Below are 18,482 nucleotides of genomic sequence, written 5' to 3' on the forward strand. Positions count from 1 at the left end.
CCGCGGCTGGCCTTGGGGGCGGCGATTCCGCGAGCCGCAGGACAGGCTCGGCGGGCGGTGCGGCCCGCCTGCTCAGGCGAAGCGTGCCTCGTGCGCCTGCAGCGCGCGCTTGGCGTCGAGTCCGTAGTAGAAGCCGCCGAGCCCGCCGTCGGTCCGGACCACCCGGTGGCACGGGACGACGAGCGCGACGAGGTTGCGCGCGCACGCGCTCGCGGCCGCTCGGACGGCCGCGGGGCGCCCGGCGTCGGCGGCGAGCGTCGTGTAGGTGACGGGGTGCCCGGGGGCGATGCGCCGCATCGCGAGCCACGCGGCCTGAAAGAACGCGCCGCCGGGCTGCCCGACGGCGAGCTCGTCCAGGGCGGCCAGCTCGCCGTCGCCGTAGCGTGCGACGGCGTCGCGCACCCGCTCCGGTCCGCTCGCGGTCTGCACGCCGCGGTCGCGCAGGTGCGGTGCGAGGCGCGGCAGGTTGTTGACCGGGTCGTGCCAGCCGAACAGGTGCAGCACGCCGTCCTCGGGCGTCACGACGGCGTGCGCGGGCCCGGCCGGCGTGGGCAGGGTCATGAGGAGCAGCGGCTGGGTGGTCGTCGCCGACGCTGGGGCGGGTGGGGCGGTCGTCGTGGTCATGGCTGTCTCCGAGAGGGCTTCTGATGCCTGCGAGAGGAAGTCCGTCGTCTCGCGAGGTGATGTTCGTCCTTTCGCGAGTGGTTCTTCGTCCTTTCGCGAGAGGTTCTCCGTCGCGCTCACGCGTAGACCTCCGCCGTCCACAGGTGCTGCAACGCGTAGGAGCGCCACGGCCGCCACGGCGCGGAGAGCCCCTCGGCGACGGCGGACGTCACCTTCCCGAGCTCGACCCCGGTCCGCGCGGCGAGCGCCTTGCGCAGCACGAGGTCGCTCGGCATGAACGCGTCCGGGTCGCGCAGCGCCCGCAGCGTGAGGTAGTCGGTGGTCCACGGCCCGATCCCGGGCAGCGCGAGCAGCGCCGAGCGCGTCGCCGCGACGTCGACCCCCGGCTCGAGCGTCAGCCCGTCGGCCAGCGCCGTCGCGACGGCGTGCACGGCACGGGCCCGCGCCTGCGTGAGGTTCGCGGCGTCGCGGATTGCCTGCGGCCCGGCCTCCGCGAGGACGCTCGCCCTCGGGAAGGTGACGAGGTCCGTGGGCGGACGCTCGCCGTCGAGCGCCTGCGCGTGCTCGCTCGCCGCGCCCTGCGCCGCGCGCTCGGCCGCAACGTCCGCTGGGCCACCCCCCGTGACCGGCGTCCCGAACGCCCGCGCGATGCGGCCCTGGAACGTCCGCGCGACGGCGAGCGACACCTGCTGCCCCAGCACCGCGCAGACGGCAAGCTCGGCGCCGTCGGGAACGCCCGGGACGCGCAGGCCTTGCCGCCGCGCGACGAGGTCGCCGACGAGCGGCGCGTCCCGCAGGTGCTCGCCGACCTGCACGGGGTCGGCGTCGAGGTCGAGCCAGCGCCGCACCCGCGCGACGACGAGCATAAGGTCCGCGAGGTCGGCCGGCCGCACGGTGACGGTGAGGTGGTGCGGCAGGTCGCGCGCGTGGTGCGCGGCAGCGTCCGGCGTGCCGGGGGTGTCCGGCGCGTCCGGCGCGTCGTCGCCGCCGGTGAGCGACAGCCGCACGACGGCGGGCCCACCCGGCGCGTCGACCACCCGCCAGTGGGCGGTGCCCACCACGGCCTCGACGCCGGCGACGGCGTGCGCCGTCAGCGTGCGCCGCAGCGGCGCGAGCGCGAGCGGCGGTCGGTACGCGAGGCGCAGCACGAGGGAGGCGGGGCCGACGCCCACGCGGTCGCCCGGGTCGACGGCGGCGCCCACCGCCCTGCACGACGGCGAGCGCCCGCTCCCCGCCTCGGCCTGCGGCCTGCGAAACGTGCGCGGCGCACAGCCGAACTCGGCCCGCATGACGTCGTTGAACTGCCGGATCGAGCCGAACCCGGCCGCGAACGCGACGTCGGCCAGCGGCATCGTCGTCTGCTCGATGAGGAGCCGGGCCGTGTGCGCGCGACGCGTCCGGCCGAGCGCGAGCGGCCCCGCGCCGACCTCTGCGACGAGCATCCGGGTGAGGTGGCGCTCGGAGACCGCGAGGCGTCGGGCCAGGCCGGGGACCCCACCGTCGTCGAGCGCACCGCCCGAGATCAGCTGGACGGCGCGGGAGACGAGGTCGCCGCGCGCGTCCCAATGCCGGCTGCCCGGCAGCGAGTCGGGGCGGCAGCGCCGGCACGCCCGGAACCCGGCCGCGACCGCCGCCGCGGCCGTCGGGAAGTACTGGCAGTTCTCCGGCCGCGGGGTCCGCGCCGGGCACGACGGCCGGCAATAGATCCCCGTCGTCACCACGCCCAGGTACAGCCGACCGTCCCAGCGGGCGTCGCGGCCGGCGACGGCGCCGTACGCGGACGTGGGGTCGAGGGGGAGGTGCACGGTCACCAGTCTGCGGTGCCCGACGGCGGAGCACTAGCGGGATTCGGACGTCGCGGTGGGTGCGGCGTGCGCCGGCGCCGGGCGGCGGTGGGCCAGGCGGGTCCGCACGCAGTGGCGCCCTAACGTATCGCCCGCGCCACCTCCCACGCCGCGTCCGCCGTCGTCGTCAGCACGCTCGCCGTGCGGCCCGTCGCGATCTCGTGGCGGGACACGAACGACGAGCCCGCGTCCATCCCCTCGAGCTCCACCACCCCCGGAGCCGGGAGCCAGAAGCCGAGGCCGTAGGCGTTCTCGTCCTCGGACGCCGCGGAGCGCTCGCGCAGCATGTCGTCGACGAGCTCGCGCGGGACGATCCGCGCGTCGAGCAGGGCGTCCCAGAACGTCACGAGGTCGGCCGCCGTGGTCCAGATCCCGCCGTCGCCGCCGCCGATCACGGGGAGGTGGTGCACGTTGGTGCGCCACACGCCGTCGACCAGGACGTAGCCGACGGCGGCATCGCCAGGCAGCTCGTCGCTACGGAGATAGGCGGTCGAGGTGAGGCCGGCGGGCTCGATCACGCGCGTGCGCACGAGGTCGTGGAACGGCACGCCCGAGGCGCGCTGCGCCAGGATCGCGAGCACCACGAAGCCGCCGTTGCAGTACAGGAAGTCGGTCCCCGCGGCGAACACGGGGTCGTGCCCGCCGAGCACGTCGAGGTAGTCCTCGGGGTCGACGTAGCCGCTCATTGCGCCGGGCAGCAGGTACTCGGCGGAGTCCGCGTCGTCGTCGAGGTAGTCCCCGATGCCGGAGCGGTGGGCGAGCAGGTGCTCGATCGTGACGTCTCCGGCGATCAGCGGAAGGTCGTCGCCGAGGAGGGAGCGCGCCGTCGTGTCGAGGGTCAGGGTGCCGTCGGCGACGAGGCTCATCACGGTGAGGGCGGTGAACCCCTTGGCCCCGCTCGCGACGGCGATCCGGTGCTCCGGCGTCATCGCGATCCCGTGGCGGCGGTCGGCCAGGCCCCACGCGTGCTCGAGGACGGTCTCGCCCTCCTCGTCGATGCGCACGACGCCGGCGCTCGGCTCCTCCGCCGCCTCCTGCAGGGCGGTGGCCAGGGCATCGCGCCGCTCGATGGTGAGCAGGGGGTGGTCGGGGAGGGCGGGGAGCGGTGGGTCGGCGGGCGGGTCGGCGGGCGGGTCGGCGGTCGTGGTCATGGCCACGATGCTCTTCGAGGGAGTGCCTCGTCGCGAGAGGATTTCCGCGCCGCTGACAGCGCTGTGGCTCCGCCGAGCCCGGCGTCGGCCCTGCACGGACTCGCCCGGCCGGGGCCAACCCGCGCCTCTGCGCGCGTCTTCCCCGTGATTCTGCGGATGCGTCGGTGCGCGTGGGCGACGTTGCCGTGCGTCCTGGCGAAGGTGCGCCGACACTACAGAGCCACAGCGCTGTGGCTGTGCAGTATCGGCGCACGCGAGCCCGCTTCTCTCTGCCCGGGCCCATCTTCCGCGTCATCTCGCGGCTCGGAGCGGGTGCCAGACGCGGTTCGGGGAGGCTGGCCCGGTCACAGCGCTGTGATGGCCACGTGTCGGACCGGTGCGGCGGGGGATGCCCTGCGCCCGCCGCCTGCTCGGCTGCTCAGCCGCCCAGCCGCCCGGCCGCCCGGCCGCCCGGCCGCCCGGCCGCCCGGCCGCGCTAGCGTCGCGGCATGCCACGCGACGGACACGGCGACCACAGCCCCGACGGCGACCACAGCGCCGACGGCGAGCACGGCCCGGACGGCGACCACAGCCCCGACGGCGAGCACGGCCCGGACGGCCACGCCCACGCCGCCGACGGACACGCCGGCCACGCGCGCGCCGCCGGCGCGCACGCCGGCCACGCACACGCCGCAGGCGCCGCCCCCGACGACCTCGCCGAGATGCTCGACCTCGACGCGGCCGCCATGGGCGGCTACCTCGAGGCGGTCGCCGCCGACCTCGCCCGCCTCGCGCCGGACGCCCGCACGGTCGTCGACCTCGGCGCGGGCACCGGCGCCGGCACGTTCGCCCTGGCGGAGGCGATGCCCGAGGCAACCGTGCACGCCGTCGACGTCGATCCCGCGATGCTCGCGACCGTCGCGCAGCGGGCGACCGAGCACGGTCTGGGTGCGCGGGTGGTTGCACAGCGAGGCGACTTCGACGCCGACGAGCCGCCCCTGCCCGCACCCGCGGACGTCATGTGGTCCTCCGGCACGCTGCACCACGCGGCCGACCCGGCGGCGCTGCTCGCGCGCGTCCACGCCGCGCTCCGCTCCGGCGGCCTGCTCGCGGTGCTCGAGATGGACGACCTGCCCCAGCCACTCCCGCCCGGCGCCGGCCCCGACGGTCTGTCCGAGCGGCTCGCGGCGCTCAGCGCGGGTTGGAGCTCGCACCAGGACTGGGCGCCGACGCTGCGCGGGGCTGGTTTCGAGCTCCTCGAGCAGCGCTCGATCCTCGACACCAGTGCGTCGCCCGAGCTTGCCCGCGCGTGGGCGACGGCGTGGCTCACTCGGCTGCGTCGGCACGCCTCAGCGCTGGCCGAGCCCGCCGAGCGGGACCGCCTCGTCGCGGACCTCGACGCGGTCCTGGCCGACGGCGCCGCCGGACGCGGCCCGCTCGCCGTCGCCGACCTCGAGCTGACCAGCGGCCGCACTCTCTGGCTCGCCCGCCGACCGTAGCTGCGGCGCCCCGCGGGCGGTCCACCGCACCGACGCCACGAGCACCCCCGCCACGAGGGTCGCCCCGCCGATCACCTCGGCCGCGTTGGGCACCTGCCTGAGCAGCGCAGCGGCCGACGCCATCGCGACCACCGGCGCGAGCAGCACCCATGGCACCACCGATGCCGACGCGTTCCGCGCGAGGAGCGCGTTGAACACCGCGTACCCCACGAGCGTGCACAGCCCGGCCGTGTAGAGCGTCGACAGCACGGGCCGCCAACCCACGAGCGCGCCGAGTCCGGCGGTTACGGCGTCGGGGCCCTCGACGGCGAGCGCGAGCCCCAGGGCCGGCAGCGGCACCACGAGCGCCGACCAGACGGTGAGCGAGAGGGCGCCGCCGCGCCGGTCCGGCGCGACCTGCCCCGCCCGCCGCGCGATGACGTTGCCGATCGCCCACGACAGCGCCGCCAGCAGGCAGAGCACGACGGCGAGCGCCGGTGCGCTGCCGCCTCGCCCGAGCGCGACGATCGCCAGGCCGGCCGTGCCGAGGATGACGCCGAGGAGCTGCGCCCGGGTCGGCCGCTCGCGCAGGACGAGCGCGGCGACGGCGATCGTCGCGACGACCTGCGCCTGCAGCAGGAGCGCCGCGAGCCCGGGCTGCAGGCCGAGCGCCATCGAGGTGTACAGCAGCCCGAACTGACCCAGGCACATGAACGTCCCCACGCCGACGACGGTGCGCCGGCTCGCCGTCGGGCGTGGCACGACGAGCGCGGCGAGGCCGACGACGGCGAACCGCACCGCCACGAACAGCAGCGGCGGGATGCCCTCGAGCCCCCAGTCGATGACGACGAAGTTGAAGCCCCACAGGGTGGCCACGAGGGCCGCGAGCTGCATGTCGCGTCGGTTCACGGGCCCAGCCGACCACCTCGGACCCGGTAGCACCAGCGATCATTTCGCGCGTTCACTCAGTAGCGTTGCTTCATGATCGATCTCGAGGGCGTGGTGGCGCTGCGCGCGGTGGCGACCCGGGGCAGCGTGGCGAGCGCGGCCGAGGCACTGGGGTTCACCCCGTCGGCCGTGTCACAGCAGGTCAAGAGACTGGAGCGGAACGTCGGCGTGGCGCTGCTCGAGCGCGCGGGGCGCGGGGTGGTGCTCACGGACGCGGGACAGCACCTCGTCGCGGCATCGGCCGTGGTGCTCGCCGACCTCGAACGGATCGAGGCGGACCTGCAGCTTGCGGCCGGGTCGGAGGTCGGCGCGGGGGCGGGCGCGGCTCCGGGTGGTGCGCCTGTCCGCCGGCTCACGGGCGAGGTCCGGATCGGGGCGTTCTCCACGGTGGTCCGCGGCGTGCTCGTCGAGGCGCTGCCCGCCCTGAGGGCGCGCCACCCCGGGCTGCGCACGCCGGTCCGCGAGAGCGAGCCGTGGGAGACGATCGCGCTCGTCGCCTCCGGGCAGCGCGACCTCGGGATCGTGCACCGGTGGGGCGGGGTGGCGCTCGCGATGCCGGACGACCTCGTCGCGACGCCGCTGTTCACGGACGTCGCGGACGTCGTGCTGCCGGCGGGGCACCGGCTCGCCGGCCGTGCTGCGCTCACCCCGGCCGATCTGGCGGACGAGGACTGGATCGCGACGTTCGACTCGACGATCTGCCGCCAGTGGCTGCGCCGGCTCTTCGACGGCGTGGCGAACGCGCCGCGGGTCGTGCACGAGTCGATGGAGTTCGCGAGTCACCTCGAGCTCGTGCGCGCGGGACTCGGCGTGGCGCTCGTCCCGCGGTTGGGCCGCGGTCCGCTCGGGGAGGGCCTGGTCGCGGTCCCGACGGCGCAGCCCGCCTCGACGCGCGACGTCGCCGCCGTGCACCGGCGCAGCATGGCGGGTTCGCCCGCGCTGCAGGCGGTGCTCGGCGCCGTGGTCGCCGCGACGCGCGACCGCTGACAGACGACGCGCTGTACGACCCCGAGACAGGTCTGCCGTGGTAGTGCTGGACACCTCGGCCGTGGTGGCGATCGCCCTCGGTGAACCCGAGTCCGCGCCGTTCGAGGACGTGATCGCGGCCGCCGACGAGGTGCTCATCGGTGCGCCGACCGCTGTCGAGTGCGGGATCGTCCTCAGCGTCCGAGCCGGAGGACCGCTCGAGACGTGGTTGTCAGCCGTCGGCGCCGTCGTCGTGCCGTTCACGCAGGAACATGCGCAGGAGGCCCGTCGCGCGTGGCTCCGCTACGGTCGGGGCTCCGGATCGTCCGACGGCGAGCTCGCCTCACGCCTCGACGCGCCGCCAGCCGTGGTCGTCGTCGTCGACGTCGCCTCGGACCCACCGCTCGCGCGGTCCCGACTCCGCCAGCACGTCCGTGAGCCATACGCACAGGTCGGGCGCCCACCCGGCCAGCACGCTCGCGACGCCGTCCCCGCCGACGCCGTCACCGTCACGGTCGCCGACCTCGACGGCGAGCCCCACCGTGGTGAGGTATCCCGCGATCGTGACGTGGACGGCGTCGTACTCCTGGCGAGCGGCGCGCCAGTCGGGCACTGCCCAGCGACCGATCCGCCCCGTGCAGCGGTACCAGTCGGGGGCGCGGGCGAGGGTGACGTCGAGCGGGAAGCGCCGCACGAGCTCGGCCCAGGCGGCAGGTCCGGTCACCTCGAAGACCCGCGGGGTGCGCCGCGGCGTCACAGGAACGAGTGTCGCCTCGCGCCAGCTGAACGAGTCCTCGATCCACGCGAGCTCGCTCGCCCCGAGCGGGTGCTCGCCCCAGCGCGACGTCGGCGTCGTGCGCGGCGCTGCGGTCGGGTGCGGCGGGGGCTCCTCTCTCGCGCACATGAACGGCCCGGTCGGCGTGGACCACCAGATCCCGCTCTCGTTCGAGCGCGCGAGCTCCGCGAGCGCGTCCTCGGACACCGACGGAGCGCCCGCGGTGGCCGCGTGCCACGCCTGGGCCCACGCGTCCAGCCCGGAAAGCGCGAGCGCAGGCACGCTGCCGTCCTGATCGTCGTGGAACAGCGTCACCCGTTGGTCGCCGACGGCGAGCGTCCGGGTCCACCCCTCGGCCGCCGGTGAGGCGACGATCACCTCCGCGACGGGTCGCAGCGCGGCCCGGACCTCGGCCCGCGCGGTCAGCTCGTCGTCGGCGTCGACCTCCTGCCACGGCATCGTGAAGTCGACGCTGTAGGCGATCGCCCCGCACAGCCGCGCCTGGTCGACCGGCTGGCTGGCAACGTCGCGGCAACGACGAGCCACCCCCTCGACGATCGTCGGCCAGGGCTCGGGCGGCGGTGGGACGAACGGTCTCCCCTCGTCGGCGACGTCGCCGTCGTCGTCCACCTCGGACGTCGGCACGAACACGGCGAACACGGTCGACGTGCCAGGTCGATCCGGCCGGTGCTGCCACCACCCCGGCACGCTCGTGACCTCGGCGTAGCGCGCGAGCATGCGCCGTCCCGCGGGCGAGGCGAGAAGCGCCTCGGCGAGGCCGTCGTGCCCGGCCCGGGCTTCGCCGTCGGGCATCGCGCTACGCGCCCGGGGAGTCGTGAGGCGCGTCGATCACGCCCTCGAGCGCCGCCCGCAGCTCGGCGAGCCACACGTCGGCGTTCCCGTCCGACGGCGCACGCCAGTCCCCGCGCGGCGAGAGCGACCCGCCCTTGGACACCTTGGGCCCGTTGGGGATCGCCGACCGCTTGAACTGCGCGAACGCGAAGTATCGGCGCAGGAAGACCTCGAGCCAGCGCGCGATCTCCGGCAGCGCGTAGGCGGGTCGGCCCTCCTCGGGGAACCCCGGCGGCCAGGCGCCGCGGTCGGGGTCGGCCCAGGCCTGCTCGGCGAGGAACGCGATCCGGGACGGCAGCGCGCCCGCGCGCAGCGTGTGGAACAGCGCGAAGTCGTGCAGCGCGTACGGCCCGATGGTCGACTCGGTCGACTGGACCTTGCCGTCCTCGCCCGTGGGGACGAGCTCGGGGGTGATCTCGGTGTCGAGCACGGACTGCAGCACGGCGTCGGTCTCGCCGTCGAACTGCTCGGTGCTGATGACCCAGCGGATGAGGTGCTGCATGAGGGTCTTGGGCACGCCGGTGTTGACCGCGTAGTGCGACATCTGGTCCCCGACGCCGTACGTGCACCAGCCGAGCGCGAGCTCGGACAGGTCGCCGGTGCCGACCACGATCCCGCCGCGCTGGTTCGCGATCCGGAACAGGTAGTCGGTGCGCAGGCCGGCCTGGACGTTCTCGAAGGTGACGTCGTAGACGGGCTCGCCGGCGCCGAACGGGTGGCCCATCCGGCGCAGCATCTCGGTGGCCGCGGGGCGGATGTCGAGCTCGTCGAACGTCACCCCCAGCGCGCGCCCGAGGGCCCACGCGTTGGACTTGGTGTGGTCCGACGTCGCGAACCCCGGCAGCGTGTACGCGAGCACGTGGCTGCGCGGCAGGCCGAGCCGGTCGCACGCCTGCGCGCAGACCAGGAGCGCATGCGTGGAGTCGAGGCCGCCGGAGACGCCGATGACGAGCGTCGGCAGGCCGATCTCGCGCATCCGCTGCTCGAGCCCGGAGACCTGGATGTTGAACGCCTCGTAGCAGTCCTGCGCGAGGCGCGCGGCGTCGTCGGGCACGAAGGGGAAGCGGTCGACGGCGCGGCGCAGCCCCAGGTCGCCCGACGGCGGGTCGAGCGTGAGCGGGATCGTGCGGAACTGCGCGATGCGGTCCGCGTGGGTGCGGCGGTTGTCGTCGAACGAGCCCTGCCGCAGCCGGTCGGTGCGCAGCCGCGCGACGTCGACGTCGGCCACGCTGGCCCGCGCACCGTGGGGGAAGCGCTCGGTCTCGGCGAGCAGGTCGCCGTTCTCGTAGATCATCGTCTGCCCGTCCCAGGACAGATCGTTGCTCGACTCCCCGACGCCGGCGGCGGCGTACGCGTACGCGGCCATGCAGCGGAAGGACGCGGCCCGGCAGAGCAGGTGCCGGTCGTCGGCGCGGCCGATCGTGATGGGGGAGCCGGACAGGTTGAGCAGCACGGTCGCGCCCGCGAGCGCCGCCTCGGCGCTCGGCGGGATCGGCACCCACATGTCCTCGCAGACCTCCACGTGCACGACCAGGCCGGGCACGTCGAGCACGTCGAAGAGGAGGTCCGGACCAAACGGGACGGGCGTGCCGAGGTCGGGCCCGCCGTCGGGCGCCTCGTCGGGTCCCGCTGCGAGCCCGCGCAGCCAGATCGTGCCGCCGCGCTGGTCGTCGCCGGGCGCGTACCAGCGGCGCTCGTAGAACTCGCGGTAGTTCGGTAGCGCCGACTTCGGCACGACGCCGAGCACGCGACCGCGGTGGATCACCACGGCGCTGTTGTAGATCCGGTTGCCCTTCCGCAGCGGCGCGCCGACCACGAGGACAGGCAGCAGGTCGGCCGACGCCCGCGCGATCGTGGCGACGGCGCGCTCGGTCGCGTCCAGCACGGCGTCGGCGAGGACGAGGTCGTCGATCGCGTAGCCGGTCAGGCACAGCTCGGGGAAGAGCACGACGGCGCAGCCCTCGTCCGCGAGGCGCCTCGCCTCGGCGATCACGGCGGTCGCGTTGGTGGCCGGGTCGGCGATCCGGACCGGCACGGTGGCGGCGGCGACGCGCGCGAACCCGTGCCGGTAGAGGTTGCGGAAGTCGCGTGCTGCGGGGCTCGGTGTCGAGGGGGTCGCGGCCGGCTCGGTCATGGTCCGATCCTGCCGCACTCGCGTGCCGGGCGGTGGCGGCCGTGCTCGAACCCGATGATCCTGCGCGGCGCTCGCCGGCTCGCTAACGTCGCAGCATGGCCCCCGCCCGTCCCCGCGCGAACGCGAGCGCGCCGGACCCGATCACGGACCCGATCACGAGGCCGATCACGGACCCGCTCACGAGCCCGATCAGCGCCCCGACGGCGGTACCGCGCCGGTGGGGGCGCCGGCGCCCGAACCATCCTGCCGAGCACGATCCGGTCGATCCAGCTCCTCCTCGCCGGCGCGATGGTCGTGAGCGCGGGCCTCGTGGCGGTCGCCAGCACCGCACCCGAGCCGGCGATGCTCGTGTGGGGGCTGATGATCGGTGCCGTCGCCACGGCCCTCGCGATGCTCGCGCCCTGGGGTCGAGCGCCCGTCGTGCTGCTCGCCGTCGTCCAGCTGCTCGACGTCGTCGCGGTCGGGTTCCTCCGTGAGGCGAGTCCGCCGGCCGGGCTCGGCCTGCTGTGGACGTTCCCGGTCATGTGGGCGGCGTGGGTGTTCGGCACGGCGGGCGCCTGCCTGTCGGTCGCGTTCGCGAGCCTCACGTACTGGGGCCAGGGGGTCGTCAACTCGGGCCCGGTGAGCCTCGACCTGGCGCTCGTGTTCCCGGCCACCGTCGCGGTGCTCGCCGCCGTCACGACCGTCGTCGGACGCCTCACGAGCTCGCAGCGCACCCTGCTGGAACGCCAGTCCGTCGCGCTGCGTGCCGCGATGGCGCGCGCGCACCGTCAGGAGGCGCTCGTCACCGCCGTGCTCGACGCCGTCGACTTCGGCGTGGTGGGGTTCGACGGGGAGGGCACGGTCACGCTGTCCAACGACGCTCAGCAGCGGCTCGAGGCCGCCTGCGCGGAGGCCGGCCCGGACGCCTACGGGCCGGACGGCTTCACGGCGCTCGATCCCGACGACCTCCCCACGGCGCGGGCACTGCGCGGGGAGACCTTCGAGGGCGCCCTGGTCTGGTACGGCGAGCCGGGGTCGCCGCAGCGGCGCGCGCTGATGTCGACGGCGCGCAGCGAGGTCGGGGCGACGGGCGAGGGCCGGATCGTCGTCACGCGCGACGTCACCGACGAGATGCTCGCGCTGCGCTCGCGCGCGGACCTCGTCGGCTCGGTCTCGCACGAGCTGCGCACGCCCCTGACGTCGATCCTCGGCTACCTCGACCTCGCGTCCGGCGACCCCGCGCTCTCCGACTCCACCCGTCGCAGTCTCGGCGTCGCCGAGCGCAACGCCGAACGGCTGCTCGCGCTGGTGACCGACGTGCTCTCGGAGTCCGCGACGTCGCGGATGGGCCTCGACCTGCGGATCCGTCCGGAGTCGACCGACCTGGCTCAGGTGGTGCGCGCCGCCGTCGAGTCCGCGCAGCCCCGCGCCGCCGCCCGCGAGGTCTCCGTCGACACCTCCGGCGTCGATCCCACGACGGCGGTCGTCGACTCCCACCGGATCCGGCAGGTGGTCGACAACCTCCTCGGCAACGCGATCAAGTACGGGCGCGAGGGCGGCCACGTCGAGGTGGGTTGCACCGCCGAGGGCGGGCACGCCTGGGTCGTGGTGCGTGACGACGGCCCCGGCATCGCCGACGTCGACCTGCCCCGGGTGTTCGACCGCTTCTTCCGTTCCGACGGCGTGCGGATGTCCTCGACCACGGGCAGCGGCCTCGGGCTGGCGATCAGCCGAGACATCGTGCGAGCCCACGGCGGCGAGATCACCGCGAGCAGCAGCCCGGGCACCGGTGCGACCTTCGTGGTGCGCCTGCCGCTGCGCGCCCCCACCGAGGGCCCGGCAGAGACCCAGACCGATACCCAGACCAAGAACCAGCCCGAGTACCAGCCCGAGTACCCGACCGAGGACGGAGAGCAGCCATGAACGTGCTCGACCCGGAGACCATGAGCGCGGTCACGGCCCTGGTCGTGACGGTGTGCGCGGCGCTCTACCTCGTGGACACGGTCGGGTACGCAGGCAACGCGGCCGCCCGGCTGTGGGCGGTGGCGTTCGCGTGCGGCACCCTCACGGCGTTCGCCTACCTCGTCTGGACCGTGACCCCCGACGGGTGGATCGCGGTGGCCGTGGGCAACGCCTCGTTCGTCGCCAGCATCGGCCTGCTCTGGCTGGGCTGCCGTCGGTTCAACGGCCCGGACCTCACGCGAGCGATCTGGGTGCTGGTGCTCGCCGTCGGCGGCACCTTCGTCGCCGCGATCGTCCCCGGGCCCGACGGCGGAGCCTGGGCGGGTGCGAGCGTGATGCTCGGGAGCTTGGCCGCGCTCGCCGGGCTCGCGTGCCGCGAGGCGCGCCGTCGGCCGATGGCCGAGTTCCCGGCCGCGACGACGCTCACGCTCGTCTTCGGTGCCGTGGCGCTGTACTACGCGATGCGCACGATGGTGTTCGTGGTGGCCGGGCCGAGCTCGGCGCTGTTCGTCGAGTGGTTCGGCACCGCGAGCACCTCGATCGCGACGATCGTGCTCACGATCGCGGCCGCCACCTCGATGGTCGTGCTGCGGATCCAGTACCAGTCGGCCTCGACCGCGCGCAGCGCGTCCGTGCTCGTCCTGAGCCACGACGGGTTCCTCGACCGCCCCTCGTTCGTGCGCGTCGTCGCCGCGGTGATCGAGCGCGCGCAGCCGCAGCGCGGCAGCACCGCCGTGATCGCCCTGCAGCTCGACGGCCTCGGCGAGGTCGGGGCGGCCTTCGGCGGGGCGCAGGCGAGGCGGCTGGTCGACGACCTGCACGCCGTCGTGCGCGAGGCGGCGCCGGCGGCGACGCTGCTCGGGGCCGACGGTGGCGCTCGCGTGCTCATCTGTCACACGCAGGCGACCGGCGCTGCGGCGATGCGCGTGGCGGACCGGCTGGCGCGGCAGGTGCTGGGCCGGGCTGCACGGCTCCGACGTCCCGACGGCGCTGCGGAGGCGGGGCTCGCCGTCGGGACGTCGGGCGCCGGGGCGCCGGCCGGCGGCACGTCGACCGTCGCCGTGGCCACAGGCATCCGCGGGCGCCGACGCATCGCCTCGATCCGGGCGCGCAGCTCGCGTGGCCGGAACGGCTTGGTGACGTAATCGTCGGCGCCGGACTGCAGCCCCTGCACCGTGTCGATCTCGTCGGTCCGGGCGGTGATCATGACGACGTACGCCGGACTGATCGCGCGGATCCGCTTGGCGGCCTCGAAGCCGTCCATGCCGGGCATGTTGACGTCGACGGTGGCGACGACCGGCTGGTGCGCTGCGACGAGCGCGAGCCCGTCCGGGCCGTTACCGGCGGTGTGCACGGTGTAGCCCGCCTGCTCGAGCACGAGCGCGATGAGGTTGCGGATGTCCTCGTCGTCCTCGATCACCACGGCGGTCTCGGCGGTGAGGGGCATCGGGTCGCCCTCCAGGTGCAGACGTTCTCGCGGCCCGTCCCGGGCCTCCGTCACGATATCCCAGAACACCGTCCGGAACGCGGACGACGGCGAGCCCGCGTCCCGTACGTCGCCGGCACTCGGGCGGTGGTCAGCCACCGCAGGGGAGCTGCCAGCCGGCTCCGGGGCTGTACGAGGCGAACGTGAACGTCCGCGGGTGGTTGACCGAGACGAGCTGGGTGTTGCCCCGCGTGCCCTCGATGACGTAGCTCGTTCCGCTTCCGGCCACGGGTGTCGCCGTCACCTGCTGGAAGGAGAGCGGGTGGTTCGTGAGGCTCGTCCCGCAGACGAGCTGGGCGAGGTCGACCTCCTCCTTCCAGGGCACGTAGTACTGGCTCGCCGAGGTCACCGTGACCTCGAACGTGACGTACCAGTCGTTGTGGGCGACGACGCGGACGGCCACGTCGAACAGGTCCGGGTTGGCGGCCGGGGTGGGCACCGACGTCGCGCAGAACTGCACCGTGCGGCTCCCGCCGGCCTCGATCCGCTTGGCCCACTCGTTGGACCCGCCGACGACCCACAGTCCGGTGGACGCGTCGAAGCTGCGCGTCGCGATGTTGCTCAGCGAGACGGTGCCGGCGGTGGGGTTGAGGCCCCACATCGGCGCGAGGTCGGTGTCGAACGTGACCGTCCAGTCCTCGAGCGCCGCACCCGTGGTGTTGGTGACGGTGAACGAGTGGCAGAAGGTGAGGTTGTTGGTCTGCTCGCCGGTCCACGGCATGGGCCGCGAGTACGCGATGCCCGCGCTGACGGCGACGGCGTCGAGGCCGTCCGTCGTCCCGGTCGGGACGGTGGGACCCTTCGGGTCGGTCGGGACGGTGGGGTCCACCGGGTCGGTGGGGTCCACCGGGTCGGTGGGGTCCGTCGGGTCGACCGGGTCGGTCGGACTGGTGGGGTCGGTCGGGTCCACCGGATCCGTGCCCTCGGGCGACGCCGTCGCCTCGGCCAGCACCACGCCGGCCGCGCCGGTCGGGGCCAGCACCTGCGGCACGCTGACGGCGAGGTGCACGAGTGACGGCTCGTCCACGACCCAGCCCGCGCCCGACAGGTCGGCCGAGACCGAGGTGAGCTCGCCGTCGGACGTCACGCTCGCCGTCGTGGCGTACGTGGTCGGGTCCGCCCCGTCCTCGTCCGTCAGCACGGCGGTGACGGTCGCACCGTCGAGGTCGGCGGCGGACAGGCCGGCATCGGCCGGGAGCACGGCGACGACGGCGGATATCCCGTCGTCCGCGGAGGTGACGGTCGCGTCGGTCGTGAGCACGCCGTCGCCGGTGAAGCCCGCGACGGATCCGCGCAGCGGGCCGAGGTCGGTGACCTCCGTGACGTCGTCGGTCCCGGTGACGGCGACGGCGACGCCCGTGGTCGCGGCCAGTGCCGGCAGGGCGCCGCACGCGTCGGCGAGAGTGGCGCGGTCGAACCGGACGTCGGCTTCGGCACCGGTCACCTGGGTCGCGAGCTCGCAGTCCGCGTCGCCGGCCAGGGTCACCTCGACGATGTCGCCGGTGTGGAAGCCGCGGTCCGCGTCGGCGGTGACGGTGAGGTCCGCGAGGCGCCAGGCGCCGTCGGTCCACTCGGGCGTCCAGGCCAGCGTGACGTCGTCGAGGAGGTGAGGATCGCCGTCGGCGGCACCGAGGTCCTCGGTGGCGAGGCCGCCGAGGGCGGCCGCGGAGGAGAACGTGAGCGAGCCGAGCAGCCCGAGCAGCCCGAGCCCCGCCGCGCCGACGAGGGCGGCCCGGCTGCGGGTGGGGCGACGGGTCTCAGACATTGTTGCGGTCCTCGCGGTCGGCCCGGCGGCGCAGCAGCACGCCGAGCAGGAGCAGCCCCAGGGCGGCGGCTGCGAAGGAGAGGGTGGGGGCGCCCGTGGTCGCGAGGAGGCCGGTGCGGGCGGCCGCGACACCGGCGGTGGCGGCGGAGCCGGCGTCGGCCGCGGCGGAGCCGGCGTCGGCCCCGACCGGGGGAGCCGTGACGGGCGGGTCCGTCGTCGTGAAGGCGGTGAGGGTGACGCCGAGCCCGTCCACCTGGGCGGTCGGAACCTCGAGCGTCCGGACGTCGAGCACCAGGGCGTCGGCGGGCACCACGGTCTCGACGACCCACTCGTCGCCCGACGCCGATGTGATCGTCACGCGGGCGTCCGCCTGGGCGCACGCCTGCAGGCCGTCGAGCGTCACCGAGGCAAGCTCGTAGCGGCCGTCGACCTAGTGGCTGGCGAAGCTCGAGCGCAGGGGCGTCCCGGCGCACGGGGCGGGCGAGACGCTCGCGACCGCGGAGGCCGGCAGGGCGAGGCCGAGGGAGAGCGCGCCGACCACGGCAAACGCCGCCGCGAACGCGGCGGCGCGTCGGGCGGGGCGAGTCATGCGGTGGGCTCGCCGTCGGTGTCGGTGGGCTCGCCGTCGGCGGCGGGCTCGTCGTCCTCGGGGCGCGTGGGCCAGAGCAGGACGGTGACGACGCCGCCCAGCGCGCCGGCGGCGATCAGCGGCAGCAGGCTGGTGCCGACGAGGGCGCCGACGCCGGGCACGTGCACGAGGACCGTGCCGGTGACGTCGGCGGAGGTGAGGGGCCACGGGTCGTCGGCGGGGTTGTTGTCGCCGCGCGTGGTGTAGACGGTCTCGCCGTCGACGAGCTCGACGGAGCTCACGCGGTGGATCACGCGGCCGCCTGCGCCGGCCTGGTCCGCCGGCACGGTGTAGGAGACGATGTCGCCGACCTCGTAGCCGCTGGCGCGCCAGGTGACGACGAGGTCGCCGGTGTGGAAGGTCGGCTCCATCGAGTGGCCGCTCACGACGGTCAGGCCGGTGAGGCCGCCCCACTGCGCGGGCCAGAGCAGCACCGCGGCGACGGCGATCAGCAGCCAGCCGGCCGCCGACCGCAGCCGCCGCGCCACCCCGCCGCGCCCCGTGGTGTCGGGGGCGGCGGAGTGGTCGGCGTGGTGCGTGTCCGTGACGGGGTCAGCGGGCGCGTCGAGTGCGTCGACCGGGTCGAGCGTCTCGAGCGTGTGCTGCGTGGTCACGGTCCCTCCCCGGTGCCGTCGCGGTGCTGGCGTGGTGGTGCTGGCGTGGTGGTGCTGGCGTGTCTGCGGTGCGTCAGTCGCGCGCGGTGTCGCCGTTGGCGGTGCCGCCGCCGGTCACGACCACCGAGACGCCCTCGACGTCGTGCGCCGAGATGACGGGCAGCGTGGCGTCCAGGTCGACCGTGTGGTCGGCGGTGACCTCGCCCGTGAACTCCTGCGGCGTGCCGTCGGTGAGGTCGAGCGTGAGCTTGACCTCGGCGCCGACGGGCAGCGTCTCGGTGGCGTCGGCCGTGGTGAGCTCGAAGCCGGAGACGACGTAGGCACCGAGGCTCGCGTCGTAGGCGGTGTCCCAGGTGACGTCGACGCCGCCGGTGACGGGCGAGGCGACGACGTTGCTGTTGGCGCCGATCCACTGCGTGGTGAGGCCACCGAGCGATGCGGCGGACGCGGTGACGGCGGCGGCGACGGCCACGCCGGCGAGGATGGCGACGGTGTTCTTCTTGCGGAGCTTGATCATCACGACACTTTCGGTAGGCCGGCTGACCCGGCGTGCTGGTGGTCCCCCCCGCTAGCCACGAGCTCGTGTCTGCGGTGTGCTCTGAACGCTAGGGAGCGGCCCTCAGCGGCCACCCGGCGAAGGAGCAGCGTTCCCTCAGGATTTCGGCAGGATCGCCCTGCCGGCTGTGCTGAGGTTCCGGTCCTCCGTTCGCGAGGTGCTTTCTGTCGTCCGCGAGAGGGTTTCTGTCGTTCGCGAGAGGATCCCGGGAGCCTGCGAGGGGTTTTCTGTCGTTCGCGAGATCTTCTCCGCAGCGCCCGATGAGGTGTCGACTACAGTCGGCATCTCACCGGGCGGTCGAGGCGGGCGAGCTCCCGAAAGACACGGATCCGACAGTCCGGCGACTCGCGGCGATGCCAGCCGATTCTCTGGTAGTCGGTCGATATGGTGTGTGCCGCCGAGGCGCCCGAGGAGTGCACGTGAACGCACGTGAGAAGAGCCGGGCCTTTGACGCGGCGGACTGTCTCGAGAGTCTCGACGACGTGGCGGCGTTCCTTCGGGCCGCCCTCGAGGACTCCGACGAGGACCCCACGGCGCTGCCCCACGCTCTGGGAATCATCGCTCGCTCTCGGAACATGAGTGAGCTCGCTCGTCGGGTCGGCGTGAGTCGCGACGGGCTGTACAAGGCACTCACTGGGGACGGCATCCCCACCTGGTCGACGATCCTCAAGGTGACCCGGGCCCTCGGGCTCCGCTTCGAGCTGCACACGGTCGCGTGATGCCCGACGCTTGTGCGTG

15 protein-coding genes and 3 pseudogenes are annotated in these 18,482 nt (G+C 74.7%); 6 read left to right on the forward strand and 12 right to left on the reverse strand.

Annotated features, from left to right (window positions below; translation table 11 throughout):
* Positions 1–72 precede the first annotated feature (72 nt).
* The 3 genes from AC3AQ1_RS10320 to AC3AQ1_RS10330 all read right to left on the reverse strand — a co-directional run bounded on the left by AC3AQ1_RS10320 (position 73) and on the right by AC3AQ1_RS10330 (position 3,619).
* Positions 73–624, reverse strand: a complete 552-nt coding sequence (locus AC3AQ1_RS10320) for a methylated-DNA--[protein]-cysteine S-methyltransferase (protein WP_234417464.1) — start codon at positions 622–624, stop codon at positions 73–75.
* A gap of 116 nt (positions 625–740) precedes the next feature.
* A complete protein-coding gene (locus AC3AQ1_RS10325) occupies positions 741–2,429 on the reverse strand; it encodes a DNA-3-methyladenine glycosylase 2 family protein (protein WP_108720147.1) in 1,689 nt (562 codons plus the stop codon).
* Between the two features lie 119 nt (positions 2,430–2,548).
* Positions 2,549–3,619, reverse strand: a complete 1,071-nt coding sequence (locus AC3AQ1_RS10330; protein WP_108718901.1) for a serine hydrolase domain-containing protein — start codon at positions 3,617–3,619, stop codon at positions 2,549–2,551.
* A gap of 725 nt (positions 3,620–4,344) precedes the next feature.
* Here AC3AQ1_RS10330 and AC3AQ1_RS10335 point away from each other — a divergent pair.
* Positions 4,345–4,674, forward strand: a pseudogene (locus AC3AQ1_RS10335) (class I SAM-dependent methyltransferase); the annotation flags it as partial.
* 273 nt (positions 4,675–4,947) lie between these two features.
* Here AC3AQ1_RS10335 and AC3AQ1_RS10340 read toward each other — a convergent pair.
* Positions 4,948–5,985, reverse strand: a complete 1,038-nt coding sequence (locus AC3AQ1_RS10340; RefSeq protein ID WP_199916459.1) for an EamA family transporter — start codon at positions 5,983–5,985, stop codon at positions 4,948–4,950.
* A 72-nt stretch (positions 5,986–6,057) separates the two neighbouring features.
* On the opposite strand from AC3AQ1_RS10340, the gene AC3AQ1_RS10345 reads away from it, so the two are divergent.
* Both AC3AQ1_RS10345 and AC3AQ1_RS10350 read left to right on the forward strand, forming a co-directional pair.
* The gene (locus AC3AQ1_RS10345) at positions 6,058–7,011 is read left to right on the forward strand and encodes a LysR family transcriptional regulator (RefSeq protein ID WP_108718902.1); all 954 of its coding nucleotides are present in this window, start codon (positions 6,058–6,060) and stop codon (positions 7,009–7,011) included.
* Positions 7,012–7,075: 64 nt separating this feature from the next.
* Positions 7,076–7,246, forward strand: a pseudogene (locus AC3AQ1_RS10350) (type II toxin-antitoxin system VapC family toxin); the annotation flags it as partial.
* Between the two features lie 87 nt (positions 7,247–7,333).
* Here AC3AQ1_RS10350 and AC3AQ1_RS10355 read toward each other — a convergent pair.
* Positions 7,334–8,578 carry a hypothetical protein gene (locus AC3AQ1_RS10355; RefSeq protein WP_108718903.1) on the reverse strand — a complete coding sequence of 415 codons (1,245 nt, stop codon included), beginning with the start codon at positions 8,576–8,578 and terminating at the stop codon, positions 7,334–7,336.
* A gap of 4 nt (positions 8,579–8,582) precedes the next feature.
* Positions 8,583–10,751, reverse strand: a complete 2,169-nt coding sequence (locus AC3AQ1_RS10360; protein ID WP_108718904.1) for an NAD(+) synthase — start codon at positions 10,749–10,751, stop codon at positions 8,583–8,585.
* A 294-nt stretch (positions 10,752–11,045) separates the two neighbouring features.
* Here AC3AQ1_RS10360 and AC3AQ1_RS10365 point away from each other — a divergent pair, with 294 nt between their 5' ends.
* Together AC3AQ1_RS10365 and AC3AQ1_RS10370 are read left to right on the forward strand one after the other, a co-directional pair.
* On the forward strand, positions 11,046–12,656 hold the full coding sequence (locus tag AC3AQ1_RS10365; RefSeq protein WP_159096500.1) for a sensor histidine kinase: 1,611 nt from the start codon (positions 11,046–11,048) through the stop codon (positions 12,654–12,656).
* Positions 12,653–13,840 (forward strand): hypothetical protein, encoded by a 1,188-nt coding sequence (locus tag AC3AQ1_RS10370; RefSeq protein ID WP_199916460.1) that lies wholly within the window; start codon positions 12,653–12,655, stop codon positions 13,838–13,840. The genes AC3AQ1_RS10365 and AC3AQ1_RS10370 overlap by 4 nt, the downstream gene beginning before the upstream one ends.
* An 11-nt stretch (positions 13,841–13,851) precedes the next feature.
* Here AC3AQ1_RS10370 and AC3AQ1_RS10375 read toward each other — a convergent pair.
* The 6 genes and pseudogenes from AC3AQ1_RS10375 to AC3AQ1_RS10400 form a co-directional block, all read right to left on the reverse strand.
* Positions 13,852–14,142: pseudogene (locus AC3AQ1_RS10375) on the reverse strand (response regulator); the annotation flags it as partial.
* Between the two features lie 130 nt (positions 14,143–14,272).
* Complete coding sequence (locus AC3AQ1_RS10380; protein WP_108718906.1) at positions 14,273–15,946, reverse strand: hypothetical protein; 1,674 nt, start codon at positions 15,944–15,946, stop codon at positions 14,273–14,275.
* The gene (locus tag AC3AQ1_RS10385) at positions 15,939–16,349 is read right to left on the reverse strand and encodes a hypothetical protein (protein ID WP_108718907.1); all 411 of its coding nucleotides are present in this window, start codon (positions 16,347–16,349) and stop codon (positions 15,939–15,941) included. The genes AC3AQ1_RS10380 and AC3AQ1_RS10385 overlap by 8 nt, the downstream gene beginning before the upstream one ends.
* A gap of 27 nt (positions 16,350–16,376) precedes the next feature.
* The gene (locus AC3AQ1_RS10390) at positions 16,377–16,535 is read right to left on the reverse strand and encodes a hypothetical protein (protein WP_159096501.1); all 159 of its coding nucleotides are present in this window, start codon (positions 16,533–16,535) and stop codon (positions 16,377–16,379) included.
* Positions 16,532–17,188: a signal peptidase I gene (locus tag AC3AQ1_RS10395; protein WP_108718908.1), complete on the reverse strand. Its 657-nt coding sequence runs from the start codon at positions 17,186–17,188 to the stop codon at positions 16,532–16,534. Before AC3AQ1_RS10395 ends, AC3AQ1_RS10390 begins: the two co-directional genes overlap by 4 nt.
* A 73-nt stretch (positions 17,189–17,261) precedes the next feature.
* Positions 17,262–17,708, reverse strand: coding sequence for a hypothetical protein (locus AC3AQ1_RS10400; protein ID WP_108718909.1), 447 nt, complete (start codon positions 17,706–17,708; stop codon positions 17,262–17,264).
* Positions 17,709–18,163: 455 nt separating this feature from the next.
* Here AC3AQ1_RS10400 and AC3AQ1_RS10405 point away from each other — a divergent pair, with 455 nt between their 5' ends.
* Entirely contained in the window at positions 18,164–18,463 is a 300-nt protein-coding gene (locus AC3AQ1_RS10405; RefSeq protein ID WP_234417465.1) for an addiction module antidote protein, read from the forward strand.
* The last annotated feature ends 19 nt before the right edge of the window (positions 18,464–18,482 follow it).

The sequence above is a fragment of the Miniimonas sp. S16 genome, from assembly GCF_057748195.1.